We start from the raw sequence: 19,389 nt of genomic DNA on the forward strand, positions 1-19,389 counted from the left end.
TGCAGATTATAGCTGCTAGTCTGACAAGACCAGCCCGGCTACCTAGTCTGTCAACGGACAGGAGCGCACGGAATGGCCATCGACCTGACACTGGATGACACGCTGGCGGCTGAAGGGGCGGTAACGCCATGGGCCGCGGTCACCTGCCTCTCGCTTTTGACCTTTCTCCTGGTCGGTTTGGAATTCATGCCGGTGAGCCTGTTGACTCCGATTGCGCAGGACCTGGCCATCTCGGAAGGCCAGGCCGGACAGGCGATCGCGGTGTCGGGCCTCTTTGCCGTGATCACCAGCCTGTTCGGCAACGCGCTCCTGGCCAGGCTCGACCGGAGGACGGTCGTCCTGCTCTACACGGCAGTGCTGGTCGCATCGAGTTTGGCTGTTGCCCTCGCTCCCAACTTCCTGGTTTTTCTGGCCGGACGGGCCTTGGTCGGGATCGCGATCGGCGGCTTCTGGTCGCTCTCCACGGCCATTTTGGCGCGCCTGGCCTCAGGCTCCGACCTGCCCAAGGCGATCGCCCTGCTGCAGGGCGGAACTGCATTGGCGATTGTCATCGCCGCACCGCTCGGCAGCTTCCTCGGCGAATTGATCGGGTGGCGGGGCACCTTCTTCGTCACAGTCCCAGTCGGCCTCGCGGCGCTCATCTGGCAGTTCGGCGTTCTGCCGAAGATGCCGCCGAAGGAAGCCGTTTCGGTATCCAGCATGTTCCGTCTGCTGCGCAATCGGACATTCACCATCGGCATGGCCGCAACGGGGCTCGCATTCATGGGAATGAACTCGCTGTCGATCTATCTGCGCCCATTCCTTGAAAGCGTCACCGGCCTCGAGGTGAACGTCCTGTCGCTGGTGCTCCTGGGCCTCGGCCTAGGCGGCCTGGCGGGACTGTCCATCGCCGGCTTCGTTCTCCGGCGAAACCTCACCGCCGTGCTGATCGGGCTGCCGAGCGCGCTTGCGCTCCTCGCCCTGCTGCTGATCGCAGTGGGTCCGGTTTTTTGGGCCACGGCTGCGCTTCTGGTTCTTTGGGGGCTGTTCAACACCCCGATTCCGGCGGCGTGGGGTACATGGATGGCTCAGATCATTTCCGACGATCTCGAAGCGGGAGGCGGGCTGCAGGTCGCATTGATCCAGTTCGCCATCGCCGGCGGCGCTTCCGCGGGCGGCATGCTGTTCGACACTGCCGGCTGGTGGAGCGCCTTCCTGCTCGCCGCAGCCCTGCTGGCGGGCTCAGCCCTGCTCGCCGCTGCCGCCAGCCCTCGCGCTGCTGCCGCGCAGAACCTTTGATCGATTGGCCTTCATTCTCGGGCCTCGCCGACCTAGTTGGTCACCACGATCCGCGTGTTGCTCTTACAGTCATCGTCTGCGATGACACGTCGATCCTTGCAACCAGCTTGGCTGCCCAGCCCTCGACCGAAGAACCGAACAGCATCGTTGCCAGTGCCGCTGGTTTTAGCCGCATTTCTGCGACGCCAGGAGAAAAGTGATCCTGATCGGTCAAAGCATTGCCTCATCGGCCGTAAGTGCATGCTCTCGCGTGCCGGAGACGATGATCTCCAGGACCTCATGCTCGTCGGTGTTTTTGATGTAGCGATCGCCGACGTTCTCGCCGCGCTTAAGCACCATCACGCGGTCGCCCACAGCGAAGATGTCAACGAGGCGGTGGGAGATGATGATCTGGGCAACGCCCTGCTTTTTCAGTTCCAGCATGGTCTCGAGCAGCCGCTCGGTCGCCATCACCGAGAGATTGGCGGTCGGCTCGTCGAGGATCACCACGCGCGGCTGGAAGGAGATAGCGCGGGCAATCGCCACAGATTGCTGGCGTCCGCCTGACAGGCTCTCGACCTTTTGATAGACGGAGTTCACGTCGACCTTGAGCCGCTTCAGCACGCTGTCGGCTTCCGCGTACATTTTCCGCCGATTGACGAAAAGGCCCTTGCGCGGCCAACGGCCAAGAAAGATGTTCTGACCGACATCCATATTCCCGCAAAGAGCGAAATCCTGGTAGATCATCTCGATGCCGGCGTCGCGGCTTTCGTGCGGGCTCTTGAAGTGCACCGGCTGCCCGGCGACGAAAACCTCGCCGGCGTCGCGCTGGTAGGCGCCGGTCAGGATCTTCATCAGCGTCGATTTGCCGGCCGAGTTGTCGCCGACGAGGCCCAGGATCTCGCCGGGATAGAGCACGAGGTCGACGTTGCGGAGCGCCTGCACCGCACCGAAGGCTTTTTCGATGCCCCGCATTTCTACGATCGGTGCAGGCGTAGTCGGGTCACGCATGGGTGGTCTCCGCCGTTCTTGTGCGCCGTGCGAGGCGCGCCCGCAGGCGGCCGAAGATGTTGGCCTGGCGCACCCAGATGTCGATCAGCACCGCCACGATCAGGATGCCGCCGATGAAGACGTTGATCCAGTGCTGCGGCATGGTGAAGCCCTGGACGTTGAGCTGCAGCAGCGCCCGGATCAGGGTGATCACCGCCGCCCCGGCGAGCGCCCCGATCACGGTGCCGTAGCCGCCGAAGATCGAACCGCCGCCGATGATCACCGAAGCGATGGCGTCGAGCTCGCGGAACTGGCCGGCCACCGGGTTGAAGCTGCGGAAGTAGGCGACGTTAATGATCCCGGCCATTGTCGCGCAGAGCGCCGCCAGCATAAGCGCGAGGAACCGCACCCGGTTGGTGTTGATCCCGGCATAGGCGGCGGCGCGAATGTTGCCGCCGGTCGCATAGACCTTCTGCCCGAACGGCATGTAGGCAAGCACGACGCCGGCAATGACGGCGACGAACAGCATCCAGATGGTCTGGACGCTCACCACCTCGGCGATCGAGCGCAGCAGCCCGTCCGGCAGCGAGATGCGGTAGTGCAGCAGGATGTCGTTCACCTTGCGGCCAAGCAGGTTGTATCCCTCGGGCCAGCCGGTGAGCTGCTGCCCGGCGACGAACCAGGCAGCGAGGCCGCGGGCGATGTAGAACATGCCGAGCGTGGCGATGAAGGCCGGCAGCTTGAAGCCGACGGTGACGATCGCGTTGACGAGGCCGGCGCACATGCCCGCGAGCAGGCCCATGGCCACGGCGGTCACGGGGTCGGCGCCGAGAACTTTGAGAAAATAGGCGGCGGTGCTGCCGGCCAGCGCGAGCACCGCCCCGACGGAGAGATCGATATCGCCGGCGGCGATGACGTAGGTGAGCCCGATGGTGATCAGCGCAAGCTCGGTATAGTTGAGCAGGATCGCGAAGCTGTTGGACAGGTTCCACCAGTAGTCCGGCCGGAGCGCGAGGCCGGTCAGCCACAGGAGCACGGTTAGGATGATGGCGAGCGCGTCGCGCCGGGCGAAGAACTTGCCGAACCCGGTGGCCGACAGCGCTATGTCGGTCGCCATTGCCCCCTTGGTCTGCACTCCCTCGATAGCGATGCCGCCGATCTCGTAGGCCGGTGGCGGCGGCCGGCCGCGGAGCCAGGCCCAGAGGCGCCCTGCCACCTGGCGGCGGATGAGATAGGGCTCGATGAGCACCGCGACGACGAGCAGCAGTCCGAGGAACACCGGCACCGCGCCGACCGGCAGCGAGAAGACGGCGTTGACCGTGATCTCCTCGTCGCCGATCTTGATGGTGCGCGTGATCGGCCAGCCCTCGCGCAACACCTTGTCGAGCAGCACCACCAGCAGGGCGCCAAGGCAGGATCCGGCGACCCGGCCGCGGCCGCCGAGGATCGAGGCGCCGCCGATGATCACGGCGGCAATGACGATCAGCTCACCACTGACGCCGTAGAGGGGCGTTACGCCCTTGTCCTGGGCAGCTGACATGAGGCCGGCTAGCGCCGCGCAGAGCGAGGAGATCAGGTAGGCTCGGATTCGCACCCAGTTGGTCGGGATGCCGGCATAGGACGCCGCCTGCTCGTTGCCGCCGGTGGCGAAGGTCTCGTAGCCCCAGCGCGTCTTGGCGAGCACATAGGCGCCGATCACGGCGACAACGACGAAGATGACGATCTGATTGTTGAAGCCGAGGAGGTTAGTCTCGCCGAGGTGAAAAAAAAGCGGATAGCCGGTCGCCTTGCCAGGATAGTAGATCGCCTGGCCGTGAGTAAGCGCCAGCACGAAGCCGCGGCCGATGAAAAGTATCGTCAGGGTGGCGATGAACGCCGGCACCTTCAGGATGGTGACGAGCACGCCGTTGATCAGCCCGATAAGCGTGCCGAGCAGCAGGCAGAGGATCACCGACGTGACGACGCCGAGGTCAAGGAAGTTCGGCGCGAACAGCCTGGCGAAGACGACGGCGACTAGGCCGTAAGTTGAACCGACCGAAAGATCGAGGTCCTTGTTGACGATGACGAAGGTCACTCCGACCGCGATGATGGCAACCCGCGAGGTGTCGCGGAGCAGCGAGTGAAACGCTCCTGTTGAGCCGAAGAACGCGGGATTGACGAGAGCGCCGCCGAGATAGAGCAGCAAAAGCAAGGCAACGAGCCCCACCTCCCAGCCGCCGACAATCTGGGACGGCGCACGGCCGAGCGATGTGGTCGTGGTAAGCGCCATGGTCTCTTCTGGTCGATTTCCCTGCTGCCGCACCGCGGGAGAGCCTGCGCTCTCCCGCAATGATTTCAGACGTTCCGAGTGGACTCAGTTCTCGAAGCGCTTGCCGACATCCTCGACGGTCTCCTTCGTCACCAGTTGGGCGCGTGTGTCGAGGTTGGCCGCCGCGATGCCGCGGTCGATCTCCAGATAGAGCTGCATGACCGGCCAGAAGCCCTGCAAGAAGGGCTGCTGCCCGAGCGCGCCGGTCAGATCGCCGCTCTTCATCGCGTCCTGCTGGGCCGGGCCGAGGTCGAAACCGTAGGCGCAGATCTTGCCGGTCATTCCGGTCTGAGCGACGGCCTTGGCAAGCGCCGGCGTGAACACGTTGTTGCCGGCGAACGCGCCAACGACATCGCCGCGCGATTCGAACAGCGTCACGATGCCGTTCACCGGGTCATTCGGATTGGTGTCTATACCGGTGTTCTCCGGACCCGCGTCGACCTTGAAGGCATCAAGCTTGCCGGCATCTTTCAAGCCCTTGACGATGGCGTTGAAAGCCGAAGTGACGCGATTGTTCACCTCGATGTTGCCCATTGCGGTCGACGACGGCAGGACGATCGAACCCTTCTCGATACCCTTGTCCGCGAGGCACTTGACGAGCGCCTCGCCGGCGATTGCGGCAGCGGAGGCGTCCTGGCCGGTGTGGCCGATGCCGCTGCGGTTGAGGATCGTGCCGTCAAAGGAATTGGTCGTAGCGACCGGTATGCCCTTCGCCTCGGCGGCCTTGACGATGTCGTTATAGGCGCCGACCTGGGGCGTTGTCATGATCAGCCCGTCGATCGTCGGATCCTGCACGATCTGGTTCAGGATTTCGATCTCGCGGGCAGGGTCGTCGGTCGGCGATTCCGAGCCGAGCAGCAGGATCTTGGCGCCGATCAGGTTGCCGGCGACGGTCGCGCCGACGTAGACCGGATCGAAGAAGCCATTGCCGGCAGTGTGTGTCACGATAGCGAAAGTGAGGTGTCCATCGGCCGAATGGAAGTCCTTGGTACCAGGGGCCTCCTTTGCGGCTTCTTCGAAGCTGTAGCCGCCGACCGCCTTATCGACGCCGCCCGATTGTGCGTAGGCGTTCGATACGCCGAGCGATAACGCCGCGGCACACGCCGCGAGCGAGAAAATACGTTTCATGATTATCCTCCCTTGCAACCAACGGTCGGAAGCCGTTCAGGCGCATTATTCAGGGATTCCGAATGCTTCCTCCCACCCCGTATATTCTGCCCAAAGCTCGCCCACGTAAATAGTGCTCCCACTTTCCCGACGAATTGGTTCAGAACGGAAAGCCGGCATCGCTTCACAAGAAGCGCACGTTCTGATTTTCTTGTAGGAGCCGCGAGCTTGCAATCACCTACAGTTAGTTGGTCACCACGATCCGCGTGTTGCGAAAGCCGGCCCGCCGCACCATCGAATAGAAGGCGGCAGCATTGGACGGGTGCAGCCGCACGCAGCCATGCGACGCCGGGCGGCCAAGAGATTTTATCGCGCCGGTGCCATGGATGGCGTAGCCGCCGCGGTAGAAGACCGAATGCGGCATCGGCGACATGTCGTATTTGCGCGAATACCACATCCGCGCCGTTCGTTGCGGCCGGTAGCTGCCGCGCGGCGTGATATAGCCTTTGCGCGCCGTCGACACGCGCCATCGGTAAACCGCCTGGCCGTATCTTACAGTCATCGTCTGTGATGACACGTCGATCCTTGCAACCAGCTTGGCCGCCCAGCCCTCGACCGAAGAGCCGAGCAGCATCGTTGCCAGTGCCGCTGCCATGACAACGGTCTTTTTCATGCGATCAAACCCCTTTGATTGCCCTTGCCTGCCTTCACGCTATCCTTCATCTTTCAATCGCAAGCGAATGAGGTAACCACACACCTCTGACGAATTCACCAATCCAAAGCAGCGAATTTGAACGATTTCCCGCGATAGTTGCCGTGACGAAACCTAACCACGTATGTAGGGCGCTACCCCCAACAGGCTTGCCAAAACGCACCGTTGGCTGCTCAATTCGCAGAATGAACGAACTCCTGCTGAAAGCGGTCGATGATCGGCTCGACGACCTGGTCGCGCTGACCGCGGACCTGATCCGCTTTCCGACCATCAACCCGCCCGGCGAGGCCTATCGGCCATGCGCCGAATACGTCGGAGCGCGGCTGAAGAAGCGCGGTTTCGAAGTCGAATTCATCCGCGCCGAAGGCACGCCCGGCGACACCGACCGCTACCCGCGCGTCAACGTCGTCGCCCGCTTCGATGGCCGCTCGCCCGGCGCCTGCGTGCATTTCAACTCGCATATCGACGTGGTCGAATCCGGCGACGGCTGGAGCCTCGATCCCTTCGCCGGCATCGTCAGGGATGGCAAGGTCTATGGCCGCGGCGCCTGCGACATGAAGGGCGGCCTGGCCTCCTCGATCATCGCCGCCGAGGCCTTCATGGAGGTGTTCCCCGACTTTCCCGGCGCCATCGAGATTTCGGGCACGGTCGACGAGGAGTCGGGCGGCTTCGGCGGCGTCGCCCATCTGGCCAAGCTCGGCTATTTCTCCAAGCCGAAGGTCGACCACGTCATCATCCCCGAGCCGTTGAACAAGGATCGCATCTGCCTTGGCCATCGCGGCGTCTGGTGGGCGGAGATCGAGACCAAGGGCGAGATCGCGCACGGCTCGATGCCGTTCCTCGGCGACAATGCGGTGCGCCATATGGGCGCTGTGCTAAGGGCTTTCGAGGACGAACTGTTCCCGGCGCTCGACCGCAAGGTAACGCGCATGCCGGTCGTGCCCGAGGGGGCCAAGCGCTCGACCATGAACATCAACTCGATCCATGGCGGCCAGACCGAGGATTTCCGGCCCGGCCTGCCCTCGCCCAATGTCCCCGATTCCTGCCGGCTGACCATCGACCGCCGCTTCCTGCTCGAAGAGGACCTCGGCACGGTCAAAAGCGAGGTGACCGATATCCTCGACCGGCTGAAGCGCGAGCGCAAGAAATTCGACTACGAGATCCGCGATCTCATGGAGGTGCTGCCGCTGATGACCGAGCGCGATGCGCCGGTGGTCAAGGCGGTGGCGCAGGGCATCATGGAGATATTCGACCGCGAGCCCGACTACGTGATCTCGCCCGGCACCTACGACCAGAAGCACATTGCCCGCATCGGCCACATCTACGACTGCATCGCCTATGGCCCGGGCATTCTCGACCTCGCCCACAGGCCCGACGAATGGGTGGGGATATCAGACATGGTCGAATCGGCCAAGGTGATGGCGATCGGGCTCAACGTGCTGCTGAGGGGCGCGGGCGAAAAACACGAAACGCAATTTACTCCTCAGTGAAATCACGCTTCTATCCACCGGGTTTTGAACATGTTTTTGAGCATTTCGGGAGTTGCACGATGAAATTGTGGAAAGCCATTCTCACCGCTGCGGCCCTGGTGCTGGCCAACGGCGCTTCGGCGCTTGCCGCGCGGACAGATCTGGTCATCGGCATCACGCTCGAACCTCCGCATCTCGATCCGACCGCCGGCGCTGCCGCCGCGATTGACGAGGTGCTTTACGCCAACGTGTTCGAGGGGCTGACCCGCATCGGTGCGGACGGCGAGGTGCTGCCGGATCTGGCCGAAAGCTGGATGATTTCCGACGACGGCAAGGTCTACACCTTCAAGCTGCATACCGGCGTCAAATTCCATGACGGCACCGACTTCAATGCCGACGACGTGAAATTCTCGCTCGACCGCGCCCGTGCCGACAACTCCGTCAACGCACAAAAGGGCCTGTTCGCCGCCATCGATACGGTCGAGGTGGCCGATCCGGCGACGGTCAGGATCACGCTGAAGAACCCGCAAAGTTCGTTCCTCTACAATATGGGCTGGGGCGACGCGGTCATCGTCGCGCCGGAAACAGTCGACACCAACAAGGAAAAGCCTGTCGGCACCGGCCCGTTCAAGTTCCAGAACTGGGCCAAGGGCTCGTCGATCACGCTGATCAGGTCAGACGCTTACTGGGGTACCCCGGTGTCCCTCGACAAGGCCGAGTTCCGCATCGTCACGGATGCCGCAGCCGCCGTTCCGGCGCTGCTTTCCGGCGATGTTCAGGCCTTCCCCTTCTTCGATCCCGACAGCGTCGCCCAGATCCACGGCGACCCGCGCTTCAAGGTGGTGATCGGCGCGACTGAGGGTGAGACCATCCTTTCGATGAACAACAAGAAGCCGCCTTTCGACAGACTGCAGGTCAGGCAGGCGATTTCGTTTGCGCTCGACCGCAAGGCGATCATCGACGGCGCCTCGGCCGGCCTCGGCGTGCCGATCGGCTCGCATATGTCGCCCGCCAACAAGGCCTATGTCGACCTCACCGGCCTCTATCCGCACAATGTCGAGAAGGCCGGGGAACTGCTGAAGGAAGCCGGCCTGGAGAACGGCTTCAAGGCGACGCTGAAGCTGCCGCCGCCGCCCTATGCGCGACTTGGCGGCGAGATCATTGCGTCGCAGCTTCGCGATGTCGGCATCGATCTGCAGATCGTGCCGGTGGAATGGGCGCAGTGGCTGGACCAGGTCTTCACCAAGAAGGACTACGACCTGACCATCGTTTCCCACACCGAGCCCAACGACATCGATATCTATTCGCGCAAGGATTATTACTTCAACTACGACAACCCGACCTTCGACAAGATCATCGCCGATCTGAACCTCACCTCCGATGAGGCCAAGCGCATGACGCTGCTCGGCGAGGCGCAGAAGATTCTGGCCGACGATGCCGTGGTCGGCTTCCTCTACGAACTGCCGAAAGTCGGCGTCTGGGACGCCAAGCTCGAAGGTTTTTGGGAAAATGCGCCGATCCAGGCCAATGATTTGACCAAGGTGAAGTGGACGGAGTGAGAGGCGAAGCTTGCGTTCCCGCCCACCCCCCTCTGGCCTGCCGGCCATCTCCCCCGCAAGGGAGGAGATTGCGCGCTCAGCCGCTTTCTCCAATTTTGAACGTGGGTGGAGAGGCGTGCCGCTGAGACTGCCGATCTCTCCCCTTGCGGGGGAGATGCCAAGTGGCGGCAAAGTGGGCAGGACAGAGGGGGGTTGGCGGGAACGCGACCTTGATCCAGCTGCCGCGCTGAGCGGACCTGCGGTCCTCCCCCCATGACCGCCTATCTCCTCAAGCGTCTTGCCATCGCCCTCATCACCCTGGTTCTGGCCTCGATGGTGGTCTTTGCCGTGCTGGAGATCATTCCCGGCGACCCGGCGCGGCTGATGCTGGGCATGAACGCCAGCGCCGACCAGGTCGAGTTGCTTCGCAACCAGATGGGCCTCAACGCGCCCCTTGCCGTGCGCTATCTGCACTGGGCCGGCGGCTTGCTGAGCCTCGATTTCGGCCGTTCCTACACCTATTCGGTGCCGGTCATCGACCTGGTCCGCGAGCGCATCGTCGTCTCGCTGCCGCTGGCGCTGATCGCGCTGGCGCTGTCGACCATCATCGCCATTCCGGTCGGGCTGTTTTCCGCCGGCCGGCACGGACGGGCCGGCGACACGATCGCGATGGGCGCCGCCCAGCTCGGTGTTGCCGTGCCGAACTTCTGGTTTGCGCTGATGCTGATCTACCTGTTTGCCGTCTGGCTGCGGCTGGTGCCGGCCGGCGGCTTTCCGGGATGGAGCGCCGGCGTCTGGCCGGCGCTGAAATCGCTGGTCCTGCCGGCGATCGCGCTCGCTCTGCCGCAAGCGGCGATCCTCGCCCGCGTCACCCGCTCGGCGCTGATCGAAGTGCTGAACGAGGACTATATCCGCACTGCCCGCGCCAAGGGCCTGCCCTATCGCGCGGTGCTGTGGCGGCACGCGCTGCGCAACGCGATGATTCCGGTGCTGACCATTCTCGGCCTGCAGTTCGCCTTCCTGCTCGCCGGCACAATCATCATCGAGAACGTCTTTTATCTCCCCGGCCTCGGCCGGCTGGTGTTCCAGGCGATCACCCAGCGCGACCTGATCGTCGTCGAAAGCGTCGTCATGCTGCTGGTCGCCGCCGTCATCGCCGTCAACCTGCTTGTCGATCTCTCCTATGCGGTCGTCGATCCGCGCCTGAGACGCCGCCAATGACGCTGCGCTTCGACATCCCAGAGGAAAATTTTGCCGACATCCTCGTCAAGGCTTTCACCAACCGCTCGTTCCTCACCGGGTTCGTCATAACTGCACTGGTGGCTGCGGTCGCCATCGTCTCGTTGTTCTGGACGCCTTTTGACGTCACCAGGCTGATCATCGCCGACAAGACCCAGGCACCCTCGCCGGCGCACTGGTTCGGCACCGATCATTTCGGCCGCGACATTTTTTCCATGATCATGGTCGGGGCCCGCAATTCGATCGCCGTGGCGCTGGTGGCGGTTGGTATCGGCATGGGCGTTGGCGTGCCGCTCGGCGCCCTTGCTGCTGCGCGCGGCGGCGTCGTCGACGAAGCGGTGATGCGGCTGAACGATCTCGTCTTCGCCTTCCCTGCCCTGCTGTCGGCGATCATGATCACCGCCATCTTCGGCCCGGGCGCGCTCAACGCCATCATCGCCATCGGCATTTTCAACATCCCGGTCTTCGCCCGCGTCGCCCGGGCCGGGGCGCTGGCGATCTGGCCGCGCGAATTCATCCTCGCCGCGCGCGCCGCCGGAAAAGGCAAAGCACTGATCACCATGGAACACGTGCTGCCCAACATCGTCGCTTTGCTCCTGGTTCAAGGCACCATTCAGTTCGCGCTCGGCATCCTGGCCGAAGCCGGGCTTTCCTATGTCGGGCTCGGCACACAGCCGCCAATGCCGAGCTGGGGCCGGATGCTGTTCGATGCGCAGACCCGCATGGCGGTGGCGCCGTGGATGGCGATCGTTCCAGGCATGGCGATCGTCGTCACCGTGCTTGGACTGAACCTGCTCGGCGACGGTATTGCAGACATCCTCGACCCCAGATCACGGCGGCAGCGATGAGCCTGCTCGAAATCGAGAAATTGTCGCTGACGATCGGCGACACGCCGATCCTGAGGGATGTCGAGCTCTCCGTCGCGCCCGGCGAGGTGATGGGACTGGTCGGCGAATCCGGCTCGGGCAAATCGATCACGGCATTGACGGTGATGCGGCTTCTGCCCTGGGCGGCGCGGGCCAGCGGGCGCGTCGCCTTCGACGGCATCGACATCTTTGCGGCCAGCGAAGACCAGATGTGCGCGCTGCGCGGCGATGATATCGGCATGGTTTTCCAGGAACCGATGACGGCGCTGAACCCGGTCAAGACGATTGGCGAGCAGGTCGCCGAAGGCATACGCTGGCACACCAGGGCAAGCCGCGCCGACGCCGAGGACCGCGCCCGAAAAATGCTCGACCGGGTCGGCCTGCCCTCAGCGCAATTCCCGCTGTCGCGCTATCCGCACGAGCTTTCCGGCGGCCAGCGCCAGCGCGTCGTCATCGCCATTGCCTGCGCGCTGAAACCAAAACTGCTGATTGCCGACGAGCCGACGACTGCGCTCGACGTCGTGCTGCAGGCGCAGATCCTCGACCTGTTGCGCGACCTGGTCGCAGAAAACCGCATGGGCCTGCTGTTGATCTCGCACGACCTCGCAGTGGTGACCGAGATGGCGGAGCGCATCACCATCCTGCGCCACGGCGAAGTGATGGAGGCCGGCGAAACGGCGCGCACCTTGTCCGAGCAGCGCCATCCCTACACGCGACAACTGGCGCAGGCCTCGATGCATGTGCCGACGCGCGCCAGGACGCACGAAGTCGGCCAAGACAACGCCCATCTCCAGGCTGCCAACCCTCTTCTTCAGGTAACCAGACCTCTTCTTCAGGTAGAGAATGTGACGCGGGACTATCCGGGACGACGCAAATCGCTGCTGAAGCGGGCGGCCCCAATCCGCGCCGTCGACGATGTCTCGTTGTCGATCGATCCCGGGCAGTCGGTGGCGCTGGTCGGGCGTTCCGGCTGCGGCAAGTCCACGCTTGCCCGCATGGTCCTGGCGCTGGACGGGCCGACATCGGGAACGATCCGGTTTCGCGGCGAAGTCATCACCGGCAAGAGCGAGGCTGAGCTCAAGCCGGCGCGCCGCGACATGCAGGTGGTGTTCCAGGACCCTTACGGCTCCTTCGATCCGCGCCAGAAGGTCGAAAAACTGGTCGCCGAGCCACTGCACGTCCTGGAGAAGAAGCCGACGAATGCAGAGCGGCGCGAGATGGTGGCAAAGGCCTTGCACGAGGTCGGTCTCAGCCCACGCGACATGGACAAATATCCGCACGAATTTTCAGGCGGCCAGCGCCAGCGCCTGTCGATCGCCCGGGCCATCATCACCCGCCCCAGGCTGGTCGTCGCCGACGAGCCGGTCTCGGCGCTCGACGTCTCGATCCGCGCCCAGATCCTCGATCTGTTCACCGAGCTCAACCAGAAGCTCGGCGTTGCCTATCTGTTCATCACCCACGATCTGACCGTTGCCCGCGCCATTACCGACCAGGTGATGATCATGCATGCCGGCAAGATCGTCGAGCGCGGCAGGACGAGCGAGGTTCTCGACCATCCGCAGTCCGAAGCCGCCAAGGCGCTGGTTGCTGCGGCCCCGGACCTGCACCGCGCGATTGCCCGGCGGTTACAGGAACAGGGGTGAACAGCCGACCGTTAGGAGAGGCTTACTCTTCGACCTTCACCACATCGGCTGGGCTGATGTCGAGCAAGTCTAGAGTGCGGCGCAAGAGCTGCATCTCGGTCCCGGCAAGTTGCGCATCGGCCTTGGCGATCTCGGCCATGTGGCGGGCAAGCAGGCTGCGCCTCTCGATGTCGAGATCACGGAACTGCGCGATGGCTTGCGAGCCGTTGGTCTCGTAGCCGAACTCGTTGAGATATTCGATGACGCTGTCGATGCTGGCTTCCGGAATGCCGAAGGCTTCCCGGCAGATGCGCCTGAACGCGGCCATTTCGCTCTCGCTGACCGTGCCGTCGGCCAAAATCATGCGAAACAGCATCAGCAGTTCCGCCGACAGCACAGGATCGTCCGCGACCTTGCGCACGCCGGGGTCGCCGTCGAAGATCGAGCGTATCTGGTCCAGCAATGCGAATGCCATCAGCGTTCCTCTCCATTCGTTGCGAATAGGTAGCGCGGAATCGGGTTTGCGCAAATGGTGGTTCGACGAGGGAATCGCTTCAGGTTTTGAATTCGGCCTCACCTTTCCGGGCGTTGGCGCTGCCCCTCATCTGCCTGCCGGCATCCTCTTCCCGTATAGGGACGGGGAGAGGGCGCTGTCATCTACGGTTTCGCCAATCACCAGCGTTTCGAGGAAGCGGTGCCGGCGTTGCGGCCAGCCTCTTCTCCCCATCCCTATACGTCCCTATACGGGGAGAAGGTGCCGGCAGGCGGATGAGGGGCAGCGCCAACCTCGACAATTGGCGGTTTCCGCTACACAAATTGGTATGTCAACGGGGCGCCTGATAGGATGCGGTTGTACGAATCATGTCGGAGGAGCCACACATGAATCTCAGTGCGCCTACGCAGCTTATTTTCATCATATCCCTTGTTATCGCCATCATCGGCCTTCTCGCCGCTCTCGGCGTCTTTGCGTTCATTCCTTTGGCCGCGGTGTGGATCGTCCTCATCGCTTATATCGTGCTTGCCGGCGGCTGCCTGGTTCGCGGCGCCTAAGCCCTCAGATCTCAGGCAACTCGGAGCGCCCGGCCACAAGCCGGGCGCTTTTGATTCTGAGGGTTGGTCTGCTACCATCCGCGGGCGGAGGAAAGCTCATGTCTGCCCAGAGCGAAGACGGCAGCAACCAGCACAGTCCTGGCCTCGACCGGTTCGAGATGGTTCGGCGTGCGCCTGGCCCTTGGCTCCAGGGTTCAGTCACTGACATCTGCGGCTACCGCGAAACCATGCCCGGCCGTTTCCGCAACGTCGAATACGCATCGCTGACCGTGCCGCTGGTCATCAGCTTTGCCGAACCCTTCGCCATCGGGCTCGGCAAGGAGCCGGGCGACAACGACCGTTTCGCCAGTTTCGCCGCCGGCCTCTATGCCGGTCCGGTGGTGATCGAATCCCGCGGCGGCGCCTGCTGCATCCAGGTCAATTTCACCCCGCTCGGCGCCAGACGCTTCTTCGGCCTTGCGATGAGCGAACTGACCGACCGCATGGTCGGCCTCGACGATGTGCTCGGGATCGAAGGCATCGCGCTGCGCGAAAGACTTGGCAATGCGCACGGCTGGAGCGCACGTTTTGCCATCGTCGAGACGTTCGTCGCCGCGCGGCTGACTGACGCCCGCGAAATGCAGGCCGAAATCGCCTGGGCCTATGACCGGATCATCGTCTCGGGTGGCCGCATTCGCGTCGCATCGCTCGCCGACAGGCTGGGCTGGAGCCGCAAGCATCTCGCGGGAAAATTCTCCAACGCGATCGGCGTCGGCCCCAAGACGCTGTCGCGCATCGTCCGCTTCAACCGGGCGCTCGGCCTGTCAAGGCAGGGCAAATCCGATTGGGCTGATATCGCCGCCGATTGCGGCTATGCCGACCAGGCGCATCTGGTGCGCGAATTCCGCGACCTTGCCGGCGAAACGCCGACGGCGCTGGCCGCCCAGGCATAGGTTCTGAAACGGCTCTTGCGACGCCCAAGGGGGCGCGCGGGCAGGTAACATTTCTTCAAGACGTGGGAACAGCCTTCGCCCAGACTGGATTATCGTCCAATCCAATTGAAGGAGATCGTCATGACCATGTCAGTCGAACCGCCCAGGCTCTATCCGACCTTGCGCTACCGCAATGCCGCCAAAATGATCGACTGGCTGGGTGAAGCCTTCGGCTTTAGCGTTCATGCCCGCTACGGCGAAGGCGACATCGTCCAACACGCCGAACTGACTTTCGGCTCCTCGATGATCATGCTGGGCACTGCACGCGACGACAAGTTTGGCCAGATGATCGGCGCGCCGGGCCCGGTTGGCGGCAAATCGATCTATGTTGCCGTCGACGATGCCGATACCGCTTATGCCCGAGCCAAGAAGGCCGGCGCCGAAATACTGGAAGAGCTGACCGACCGCGACTATGGCAGCCGCGAATTCATCTGCCGCGATCCGGAAGGCAATGTCTGGTCGTTCGGCACCTATTGGCCAAAGGCCGGCGAGAAAGCGTGAGTGCAGCGGAGCAGAATTCTGCACCCTCGCGACACTTCGACGTTACGGCATCGATGACGAGGCGGTGGGCATATCCGGTCTGCCCAAGCTTCTGCGCTAAGGAACACGACCGCTACCGCGCCAAACCAAAAATCGCGTCGCAGTCGAGGTGGGTTTCCAGCTCGGCTGCGATCTCGTCGAGCGCCCGTTCGACCTTGGCGCGATAATCGATGCCGCCGTCTTTGACGCCGAGATTTTCCAGGAATTTCGCCCGAAAAGCGTCGGCGGAAAACAGCCCGTGCAGATAGCTGCCCGACACCTTGCCGTCGGCCGAGACGGCGCCGTCATCGACGCCGTTGATGACGGCGGACGGCCGCAGGGTGTCGGGACCGGTGGTGCGGCCGAGATGAATCTCGTAGCCCTTGAGCGGCAGATCGAACTGGACCGAGCGAGCGCTGACATTGCGCACCGTCTTTTCCGGCTCCATCACCGTTTCGACGTCGAGCAGGCCGAGCCCGTCCGTCTCGGTAACACTGCCCTCGATGCCGTCGGGATCGCGCACGACACGGCCGAGCATCTGGAAGCCGCCGCAGATGCCGACCACATGGCCGCCGCGCTTGCGATGGGCGGCAAGGTCGCGGTCCCAGCCGTTTTCACGGAATCTCACGAGATCGCCGATCGTCGACTTTGAGCCGGGAATGATCACCAGCCCAGCGTCGTCCGGCAAATGCTGGCCGGGCGGCACGAAGACGACCTCGACCTGCGGCTCGGCCTTGAGCGGGTCGAGGTCGTCGAAATTGGCGATGCGCGAAAGCATCGGCACGGCGACCTTCAGCGCGCGCTTCTCGCCGGACGCCAGGCGTTCGAGCACCACGGAATCTTCCGAGGGCAGCCGCGCCGCCGCCTTCAGCCACGGCACGACGCCAAAGCAGCGCCAGCCGGTGAAGCTCTTGATCGCCTTGATGCCGTCGTCGAACAGCGAGACATCGCCGCGGAACTTGTTGATGAGATAGCCGACGATCATGCGCCGGTCCTCTTCAGGCAAGATCAGATGGGTGCCGGCGACCGAGGCGATGACGCCGCCGCGATCGATGTCGCCGACGAGGATCACCGGCACGTTGGCGCGCGTCGCAAAGCCCATATTGGCAATGTCTCGGCTCCTCAGATTGATCTCGGCCGGCGAGCCGGCGCCTTCGACGATGACCAGGTCGGCACCCTCGCCGACCTTGGCCCAGGAGTCGAGCACGGCATCCATCAGACGGGCTTTCAGCGCCTGGTAGTCGCGTGCCCGCGCCTCGCCGAACACCTTGCCCTGCACCACCACTTGCGCGCCGATATCGGTCTGCGGCTTGAGCAGCACCGGGTTCATATGGACGGTGGGCACAACGCGACAGGCGATCGCCTGCAGCCATTGGGCACGGCCGATCTCGCCGCCGAGTTTGTCGCCCGGTATATCGGCGACGGCGGCGTTGTTCGACATGTTCTGCGGCTTGAACGGCCGCACCTTCAGCCCACGGTTCCTCGCCGCGCGGCAGAGGCCCGCGACCAGCACCGTCTTGCCGACATCGGAGCCTGTGCCCTGCAGCATGATCGCCTTGGCCGCCATTAATTCCTGCCCTGTGAAACGCTGCCGCTGATCGTGGATTTCGCGGCCAGTGGTCCGCCGCGCCAGATATAGAGCGCCAGCAGAGGCTCCTTGCCGGTGCGCATAGCATGGCTGACATCAGAGGCATGGTGGATCACCTCACCCGCCTCACGCCTGCGAAAGTCGCCTTCGACCATGCGCCATTCGGTGCCGCCGGTCAGCGGAATGTAGATCTCCTCGGCGACATGATGGTGGTCGGGATAGACGATTTCAGGCCCGAGGATCAGCAGACCGGCCGCGACCTCGTCGTTGACGAAATGGCCGCGCATGCCGAAGACCTCCAGCCAGCCGTAATTGTCGATGAATGTCTGGCCGAGATCCGCCTCGCTGTAGGTCTGCCCCCAGCACAGATCGCCGCGACGCTCCGCAAGCAGCCGCGCCAGCGGCTGGGTGTTGGCCGGAGCGAGCTCGACGATGCGGTCGATCTGGCGCAGGCAGGCGAGCGGATGCGGCTCGAGCCGACGCGCCGGCATGGCCCAGCCGATCCGGGCCACGGCATCGCGCACCAGCGCATCATCGAATGTTTCGAGAGTGGCGTGGAAACGCTCGAGCAGCTCATCGAAATTTGTCGTCACGCCTTGCCCCAGACACGCATTCTCACACAGCCGCTGACCAGATGGTTGGATGCTGATGGTCGGCTTGCGCGGCGGCATCATTGGTCTAGATTGGACGGCGCGCAAAGCCAAAAACGACAGGGCAGCAGGCCGAAGACATCACGGAGCACGCCATGGACGCCGCTGTCGAAGCGGGCACCAGCCAGTTCGAACTCAACGAGGACCAGCGCGCCATCCAGCAAATGGCCGAGGCCTTCGCTGCCGATCGCGTTGCGCCGAACGCGCTCGATTGGGACCGCAACAAGCATTTTCCGGCAGACGTGATCCGCGAGACTGGCCCGCTCGGCCTTGGCGGCATCTATGTCGGCGACGATGTCGGCGGCTCAGCGCTCGGCCGGCTCGACGCCGTGCTGATCTTCGAGGCGCTTTCGCGCGCCGATCCGGCCTTCTCCTCCTTCATCTCGATCCACAACATGGTGGCTTCGATGGTCGACCGCTTCGGCAGCGAGGAGCAGCGCCAGCACTTCCTGCCGAAGCTGACCTCGATGGAATGGCTGGCGAGCTATTGCCTGACCGAGCCGGGTTCGGGATCGGATGCGGCGGCGCTGAAGACGCGCGCGGTCAAAAGCGGCGGCGACTATGTGCTGAACGGCGTCAAGCAATTCATCTCGGGCGCCGGCGACAGCGACCTCTACATCGTCATGGCGCGCACCGGCGTCGACGGTCCGAAGGGCATTTCGACCTTCGTCGTGCCGAAGGATGCGCCCGGCCTGTCCTTCGGCGCCAACGAGCACAAAATGGGCTGGCACATGCAGTCGACCCGCCAGGTCGTCTTCGAGGACTGCAAAGTGCCGGCGCAAAATCTTCTATCAGCCGAAGGCGCCGGCTTCGGCATCGCCATGGCCGGGCTCGACGGCGGCCGGCTCAACATCGCCGCCTGTTCGCTGGGCGGCGCGCAATCGGCGCTCGACAAGGCACTGTCCTACACCGCCGAACGCAAGGCCTTCGGCGCCAAGATCAACCAGTTCCAGGCGCTGCAGTTCAAGCTGGCCGACATGGAGACCGAGCTGCAGGCTGCACGGATATTCCTTTACGCCGCTGCCGCGAAGCTCGACCGCAAGGCGCCGGATGCCTCAAAATGGTCGGCGATGGCCAAGCGCTTCGTCACCGACGTCGGCTTCAACGTCGCCAACGATGCGCTGCAACTGCATGGCGGCTATGGCTATCTGCACGATTACGGCATCGAGAAGCTGGTGCGGGATTTGCGTGTCCACCAGATTCTCGAAGGCACCAACGAGATCATGCGCGTCATCATCGCACGCGCGCTGATCGGTCGGTAGGGGAGTAGGGGAGTAGGGGAGTAAAATGACCGGCAGGATCAATTCGCACAAGGATCTTATCGTCTGGCAGCAAGCGATGGATCTGGCGTGTGATCAAGCTTATCAGATGCTGTTATCGACCTAGGAGATCTGAAAGATGCTTCGCCAGCTTATCAGCAAACTTGGGGACTGTCAGGAATTCTGTGCGCGAGGCCATGATGATGGAAAGGAGAGAATCATCACATGGCTATCGAGAAGGAAC

General features: G+C 63.4%; 17 protein-coding genes. 10 read left to right on the top strand and 7 right to left on the bottom strand.

What is annotated here, in order from left to right:
• The first annotated feature begins 72 nt into the window (after nt 1-72).
• Entirely contained in the window at nt 73-1,278 is a 1,206-nt protein-coding gene (locus AC0L16_RS27605) for an MFS transporter (RefSeq protein WP_473624462.1), read from the top strand.
• A 210-nt stretch (nt 1,279-1,488) separates the two neighbouring features.
• Here the strand turns inward: AC0L16_RS27605 and AC0L16_RS27610 are convergent, their stop codons facing one another.
• The 4 genes from AC0L16_RS27610 to AC0L16_RS27625 all read right to left on the bottom strand — a co-directional run bounded on the left by AC0L16_RS27610 (nt 1,489) and on the right by AC0L16_RS27625 (nt 6,335).
• Nucleotides 1,489-2,268: an ATP-binding cassette domain-containing protein gene (locus AC0L16_RS27610; protein ID WP_473624463.1), complete on the bottom strand. Its 780-nt coding sequence runs from the start codon at nt 2,266-2,268 to the stop codon at nt 1,489-1,491.
• Nucleotides 2,261-4,516, bottom strand: coding sequence for an ABC transporter permease (locus tag AC0L16_RS27615; RefSeq protein WP_473624465.1), 2,256 nt, complete (start codon nt 4,514-4,516; stop codon nt 2,261-2,263). The genes AC0L16_RS27610 and AC0L16_RS27615 overlap by 8 nt, the downstream gene beginning before the upstream one ends.
• Before the next feature lie 84 nt (nt 4,517-4,600).
• Entirely contained in the window at nt 4,601-5,683 is a 1,083-nt protein-coding gene (locus AC0L16_RS27620; protein ID WP_127204672.1) for a substrate-binding domain-containing protein, read from the bottom strand.
• A gap of 223 nt (nt 5,684-5,906) precedes the next feature.
• Nucleotides 5,907-6,335 (bottom strand): L,D-transpeptidase, encoded by a 429-nt coding sequence (locus tag AC0L16_RS27625; RefSeq protein ID WP_473624466.1) that lies wholly within the window; start codon nt 6,333-6,335, stop codon nt 5,907-5,909.
• 224 nt (nt 6,336-6,559) lie between these two features.
• Between AC0L16_RS27625 and AC0L16_RS27630 the strand changes: the two genes are divergently transcribed.
• The 5 genes from AC0L16_RS27630 (at nt 6,560) to AC0L16_RS27650 (ending at nt 13,129) form a co-directional block, all read left to right on the top strand.
• Complete coding sequence (locus AC0L16_RS27630; protein WP_473624468.1) at nt 6,560-7,864, top strand: acetylornithine deacetylase/succinyl-diaminopimelate desuccinylase family protein; 1,305 nt, start codon at nt 6,560-6,562, stop codon at nt 7,862-7,864.
• Between the two features lie 59 nt (nt 7,865-7,923).
• Nucleotides 7,924-9,402, top strand: a complete 1,479-nt coding sequence (locus AC0L16_RS27635) for an ABC transporter substrate-binding protein (protein ID WP_473624469.1) — start codon at nt 7,924-7,926, stop codon at nt 9,400-9,402.
• 252 nt (nt 9,403-9,654) lie between these two features.
• Nucleotides 9,655-10,602 (top strand): ABC transporter permease, encoded by a 948-nt coding sequence (locus AC0L16_RS27640; RefSeq protein ID WP_473624471.1) that lies wholly within the window; start codon nt 9,655-9,657, stop codon nt 10,600-10,602.
• Nucleotides 10,599-11,468: an ABC transporter permease gene (locus AC0L16_RS27645; RefSeq protein ID WP_473624472.1), complete on the top strand. Its 870-nt coding sequence runs from the start codon at nt 10,599-10,601 to the stop codon at nt 11,466-11,468. The genes AC0L16_RS27640 and AC0L16_RS27645 overlap by 4 nt, the downstream gene beginning before the upstream one ends.
• Entirely contained in the window at nt 11,465-13,129 is a 1,665-nt protein-coding gene (locus AC0L16_RS27650) for an ABC transporter ATP-binding protein (RefSeq protein WP_473624473.1), read from the top strand. Before AC0L16_RS27645 ends, AC0L16_RS27650 begins: the two co-directional genes overlap by 4 nt.
• Before the next feature lie 22 nt (nt 13,130-13,151).
• On the opposite strand, the gene AC0L16_RS27655 is transcribed toward AC0L16_RS27650, so the two are convergent.
• Nucleotides 13,152-13,583, bottom strand: a complete 432-nt coding sequence (locus tag AC0L16_RS27655) for a TerB family tellurite resistance protein (RefSeq protein WP_473624475.1) — start codon at nt 13,581-13,583, stop codon at nt 13,152-13,154.
• 404 nt (nt 13,584-13,987) lie between these two features.
• Between AC0L16_RS27655 and AC0L16_RS27660 the strand changes: the two genes are divergently transcribed.
• From AC0L16_RS27660 to AC0L16_RS27670, 3 genes are all read left to right on the top strand, one after another.
• Nucleotides 13,988-14,158, top strand: coding sequence for a hypothetical protein (locus AC0L16_RS27660; RefSeq protein ID WP_077383756.1), 171 nt, complete (start codon nt 13,988-13,990; stop codon nt 14,156-14,158).
• A 98-nt stretch (nt 14,159-14,256) separates the two neighbouring features.
• Nucleotides 14,257-15,090: a helix-turn-helix domain-containing protein gene (locus AC0L16_RS27665; protein WP_473478030.1), complete on the top strand. Its 834-nt coding sequence runs from the start codon at nt 14,257-14,259 to the stop codon at nt 15,088-15,090.
• A gap of 120 nt (nt 15,091-15,210) precedes the next feature.
• A complete protein-coding gene (locus AC0L16_RS27670; RefSeq protein WP_473624477.1) occupies nt 15,211-15,630 on the top strand; it encodes a VOC family protein in 420 nt (139 codons plus the stop codon).
• A 112-nt stretch (nt 15,631-15,742) separates the two neighbouring features.
• Here AC0L16_RS27670 and AC0L16_RS27675 read toward each other — a convergent pair whose 3' ends face one another.
• Together AC0L16_RS27675 and AC0L16_RS27680 are read right to left on the bottom strand one after the other, a co-directional pair.
• Complete coding sequence (locus AC0L16_RS27675; RefSeq protein WP_473624479.1) at nt 15,743-17,215, bottom strand: cobyric acid synthase; 1,473 nt, start codon at nt 17,213-17,215, stop codon at nt 15,743-15,745.
• Complete coding sequence (locus AC0L16_RS27680) at nt 17,215-17,829, bottom strand: dimethylsulfonioproprionate lyase family protein (RefSeq protein ID WP_473624481.1); 615 nt, start codon at nt 17,827-17,829, stop codon at nt 17,215-17,217. The genes AC0L16_RS27675 and AC0L16_RS27680 overlap by 1 nt, the downstream gene beginning before the upstream one ends.
• 152 nt (nt 17,830-17,981) lie before the next feature.
• Between AC0L16_RS27680 and AC0L16_RS27685 the strand changes: the two genes are divergently transcribed.
• Nucleotides 17,982-19,148, top strand: coding sequence for an isobutyryl-CoA dehydrogenase (locus AC0L16_RS27685; protein ID WP_473624482.1), 1,167 nt, complete (start codon nt 17,982-17,984; stop codon nt 19,146-19,148).
• Nucleotides 19,149-19,389: the final 241 nt, after the last annotated feature.

The organism is Mesorhizobium sp. WSM4848 (assembly GCF_055811375.1).

Bases quoted from the DNA above. Each gene is read 5' to 3' on its own strand.
- AC0L16_RS27640 (WP_473624471.1), top strand. From the start codon at position 9,655: ATGACCGCCTATCTCCTCAAGCGTCTTGCCATCGCCCTCATCACCCTG.
- AC0L16_RS27660 (WP_077383756.1), top strand. From the start codon at position 13,988: ATGAATCTCAGTGCGCCTACGCAGCTTATTTTCATCATATCCCTTGTT.
- AC0L16_RS27635 (WP_473624469.1), top strand. From the start codon at position 7,924: ATGAAATTGTGGAAAGCCATTCTCACCGCTGCGGCCCTGGTGCTGGCC.
- AC0L16_RS27685 (WP_473624482.1), top strand. From the start codon at position 17,982: ATGGACGCCGCTGTCGAAGCGGGCACCAGCCAGTTCGAACTCAACGAG.
- AC0L16_RS27645 (WP_473624472.1), top strand. From the start codon at position 10,599: ATGACGCTGCGCTTCGACATCCCAGAGGAAAATTTTGCCGACATCCTC.
- AC0L16_RS27655 (WP_473624475.1), bottom strand. From the start codon at position 13,583: ATGGCATTCGCATTGCTGGACCAGATACGCTCGATCTTCGACGGCGAC.
- AC0L16_RS27610 (WP_473624463.1), bottom strand. From the start codon at position 2,268: ATGCGTGACCCGACTACGCCTGCACCGATCGTAGAAATGCGGGGCATC.
- AC0L16_RS27615 (WP_473624465.1), bottom strand. From the start codon at position 4,516: ATGGCGCTTACCACGACCACATCGCTCGGCCGTGCGCCGTCCCAGATT.
- AC0L16_RS27675 (WP_473624479.1), bottom strand. From the start codon at position 17,215: ATGGCGGCCAAGGCGATCATGCTGCAGGGCACAGGCTCCGATGTCGGC.
- AC0L16_RS27670 (WP_473624477.1), top strand. From the start codon at position 15,211: ATGACCATGTCAGTCGAACCGCCCAGGCTCTATCCGACCTTGCGCTAC.
- AC0L16_RS27620 (WP_127204672.1), bottom strand. From the start codon at position 5,683: ATGAAACGTATTTTCTCGCTCGCGGCGTGTGCCGCGGCGTTATCGCTC.
- AC0L16_RS27625 (WP_473624466.1), bottom strand. From the start codon at position 6,335: ATGAAAAAGACCGTTGTCATGGCAGCGGCACTGGCAACGATGCTGCTC.
- AC0L16_RS27650 (WP_473624473.1), top strand. From the start codon at position 11,465: ATGAGCCTGCTCGAAATCGAGAAATTGTCGCTGACGATCGGCGACACG.
- AC0L16_RS27605 (WP_473624462.1), top strand. From the start codon at position 73: ATGGCCATCGACCTGACACTGGATGACACGCTGGCGGCTGAAGGGGCG.
- AC0L16_RS27630 (WP_473624468.1), top strand. From the start codon at position 6,560: ATGAACGAACTCCTGCTGAAAGCGGTCGATGATCGGCTCGACGACCTG.
- AC0L16_RS27665 (WP_473478030.1), top strand. From the start codon at position 14,257: ATGTCTGCCCAGAGCGAAGACGGCAGCAACCAGCACAGTCCTGGCCTC.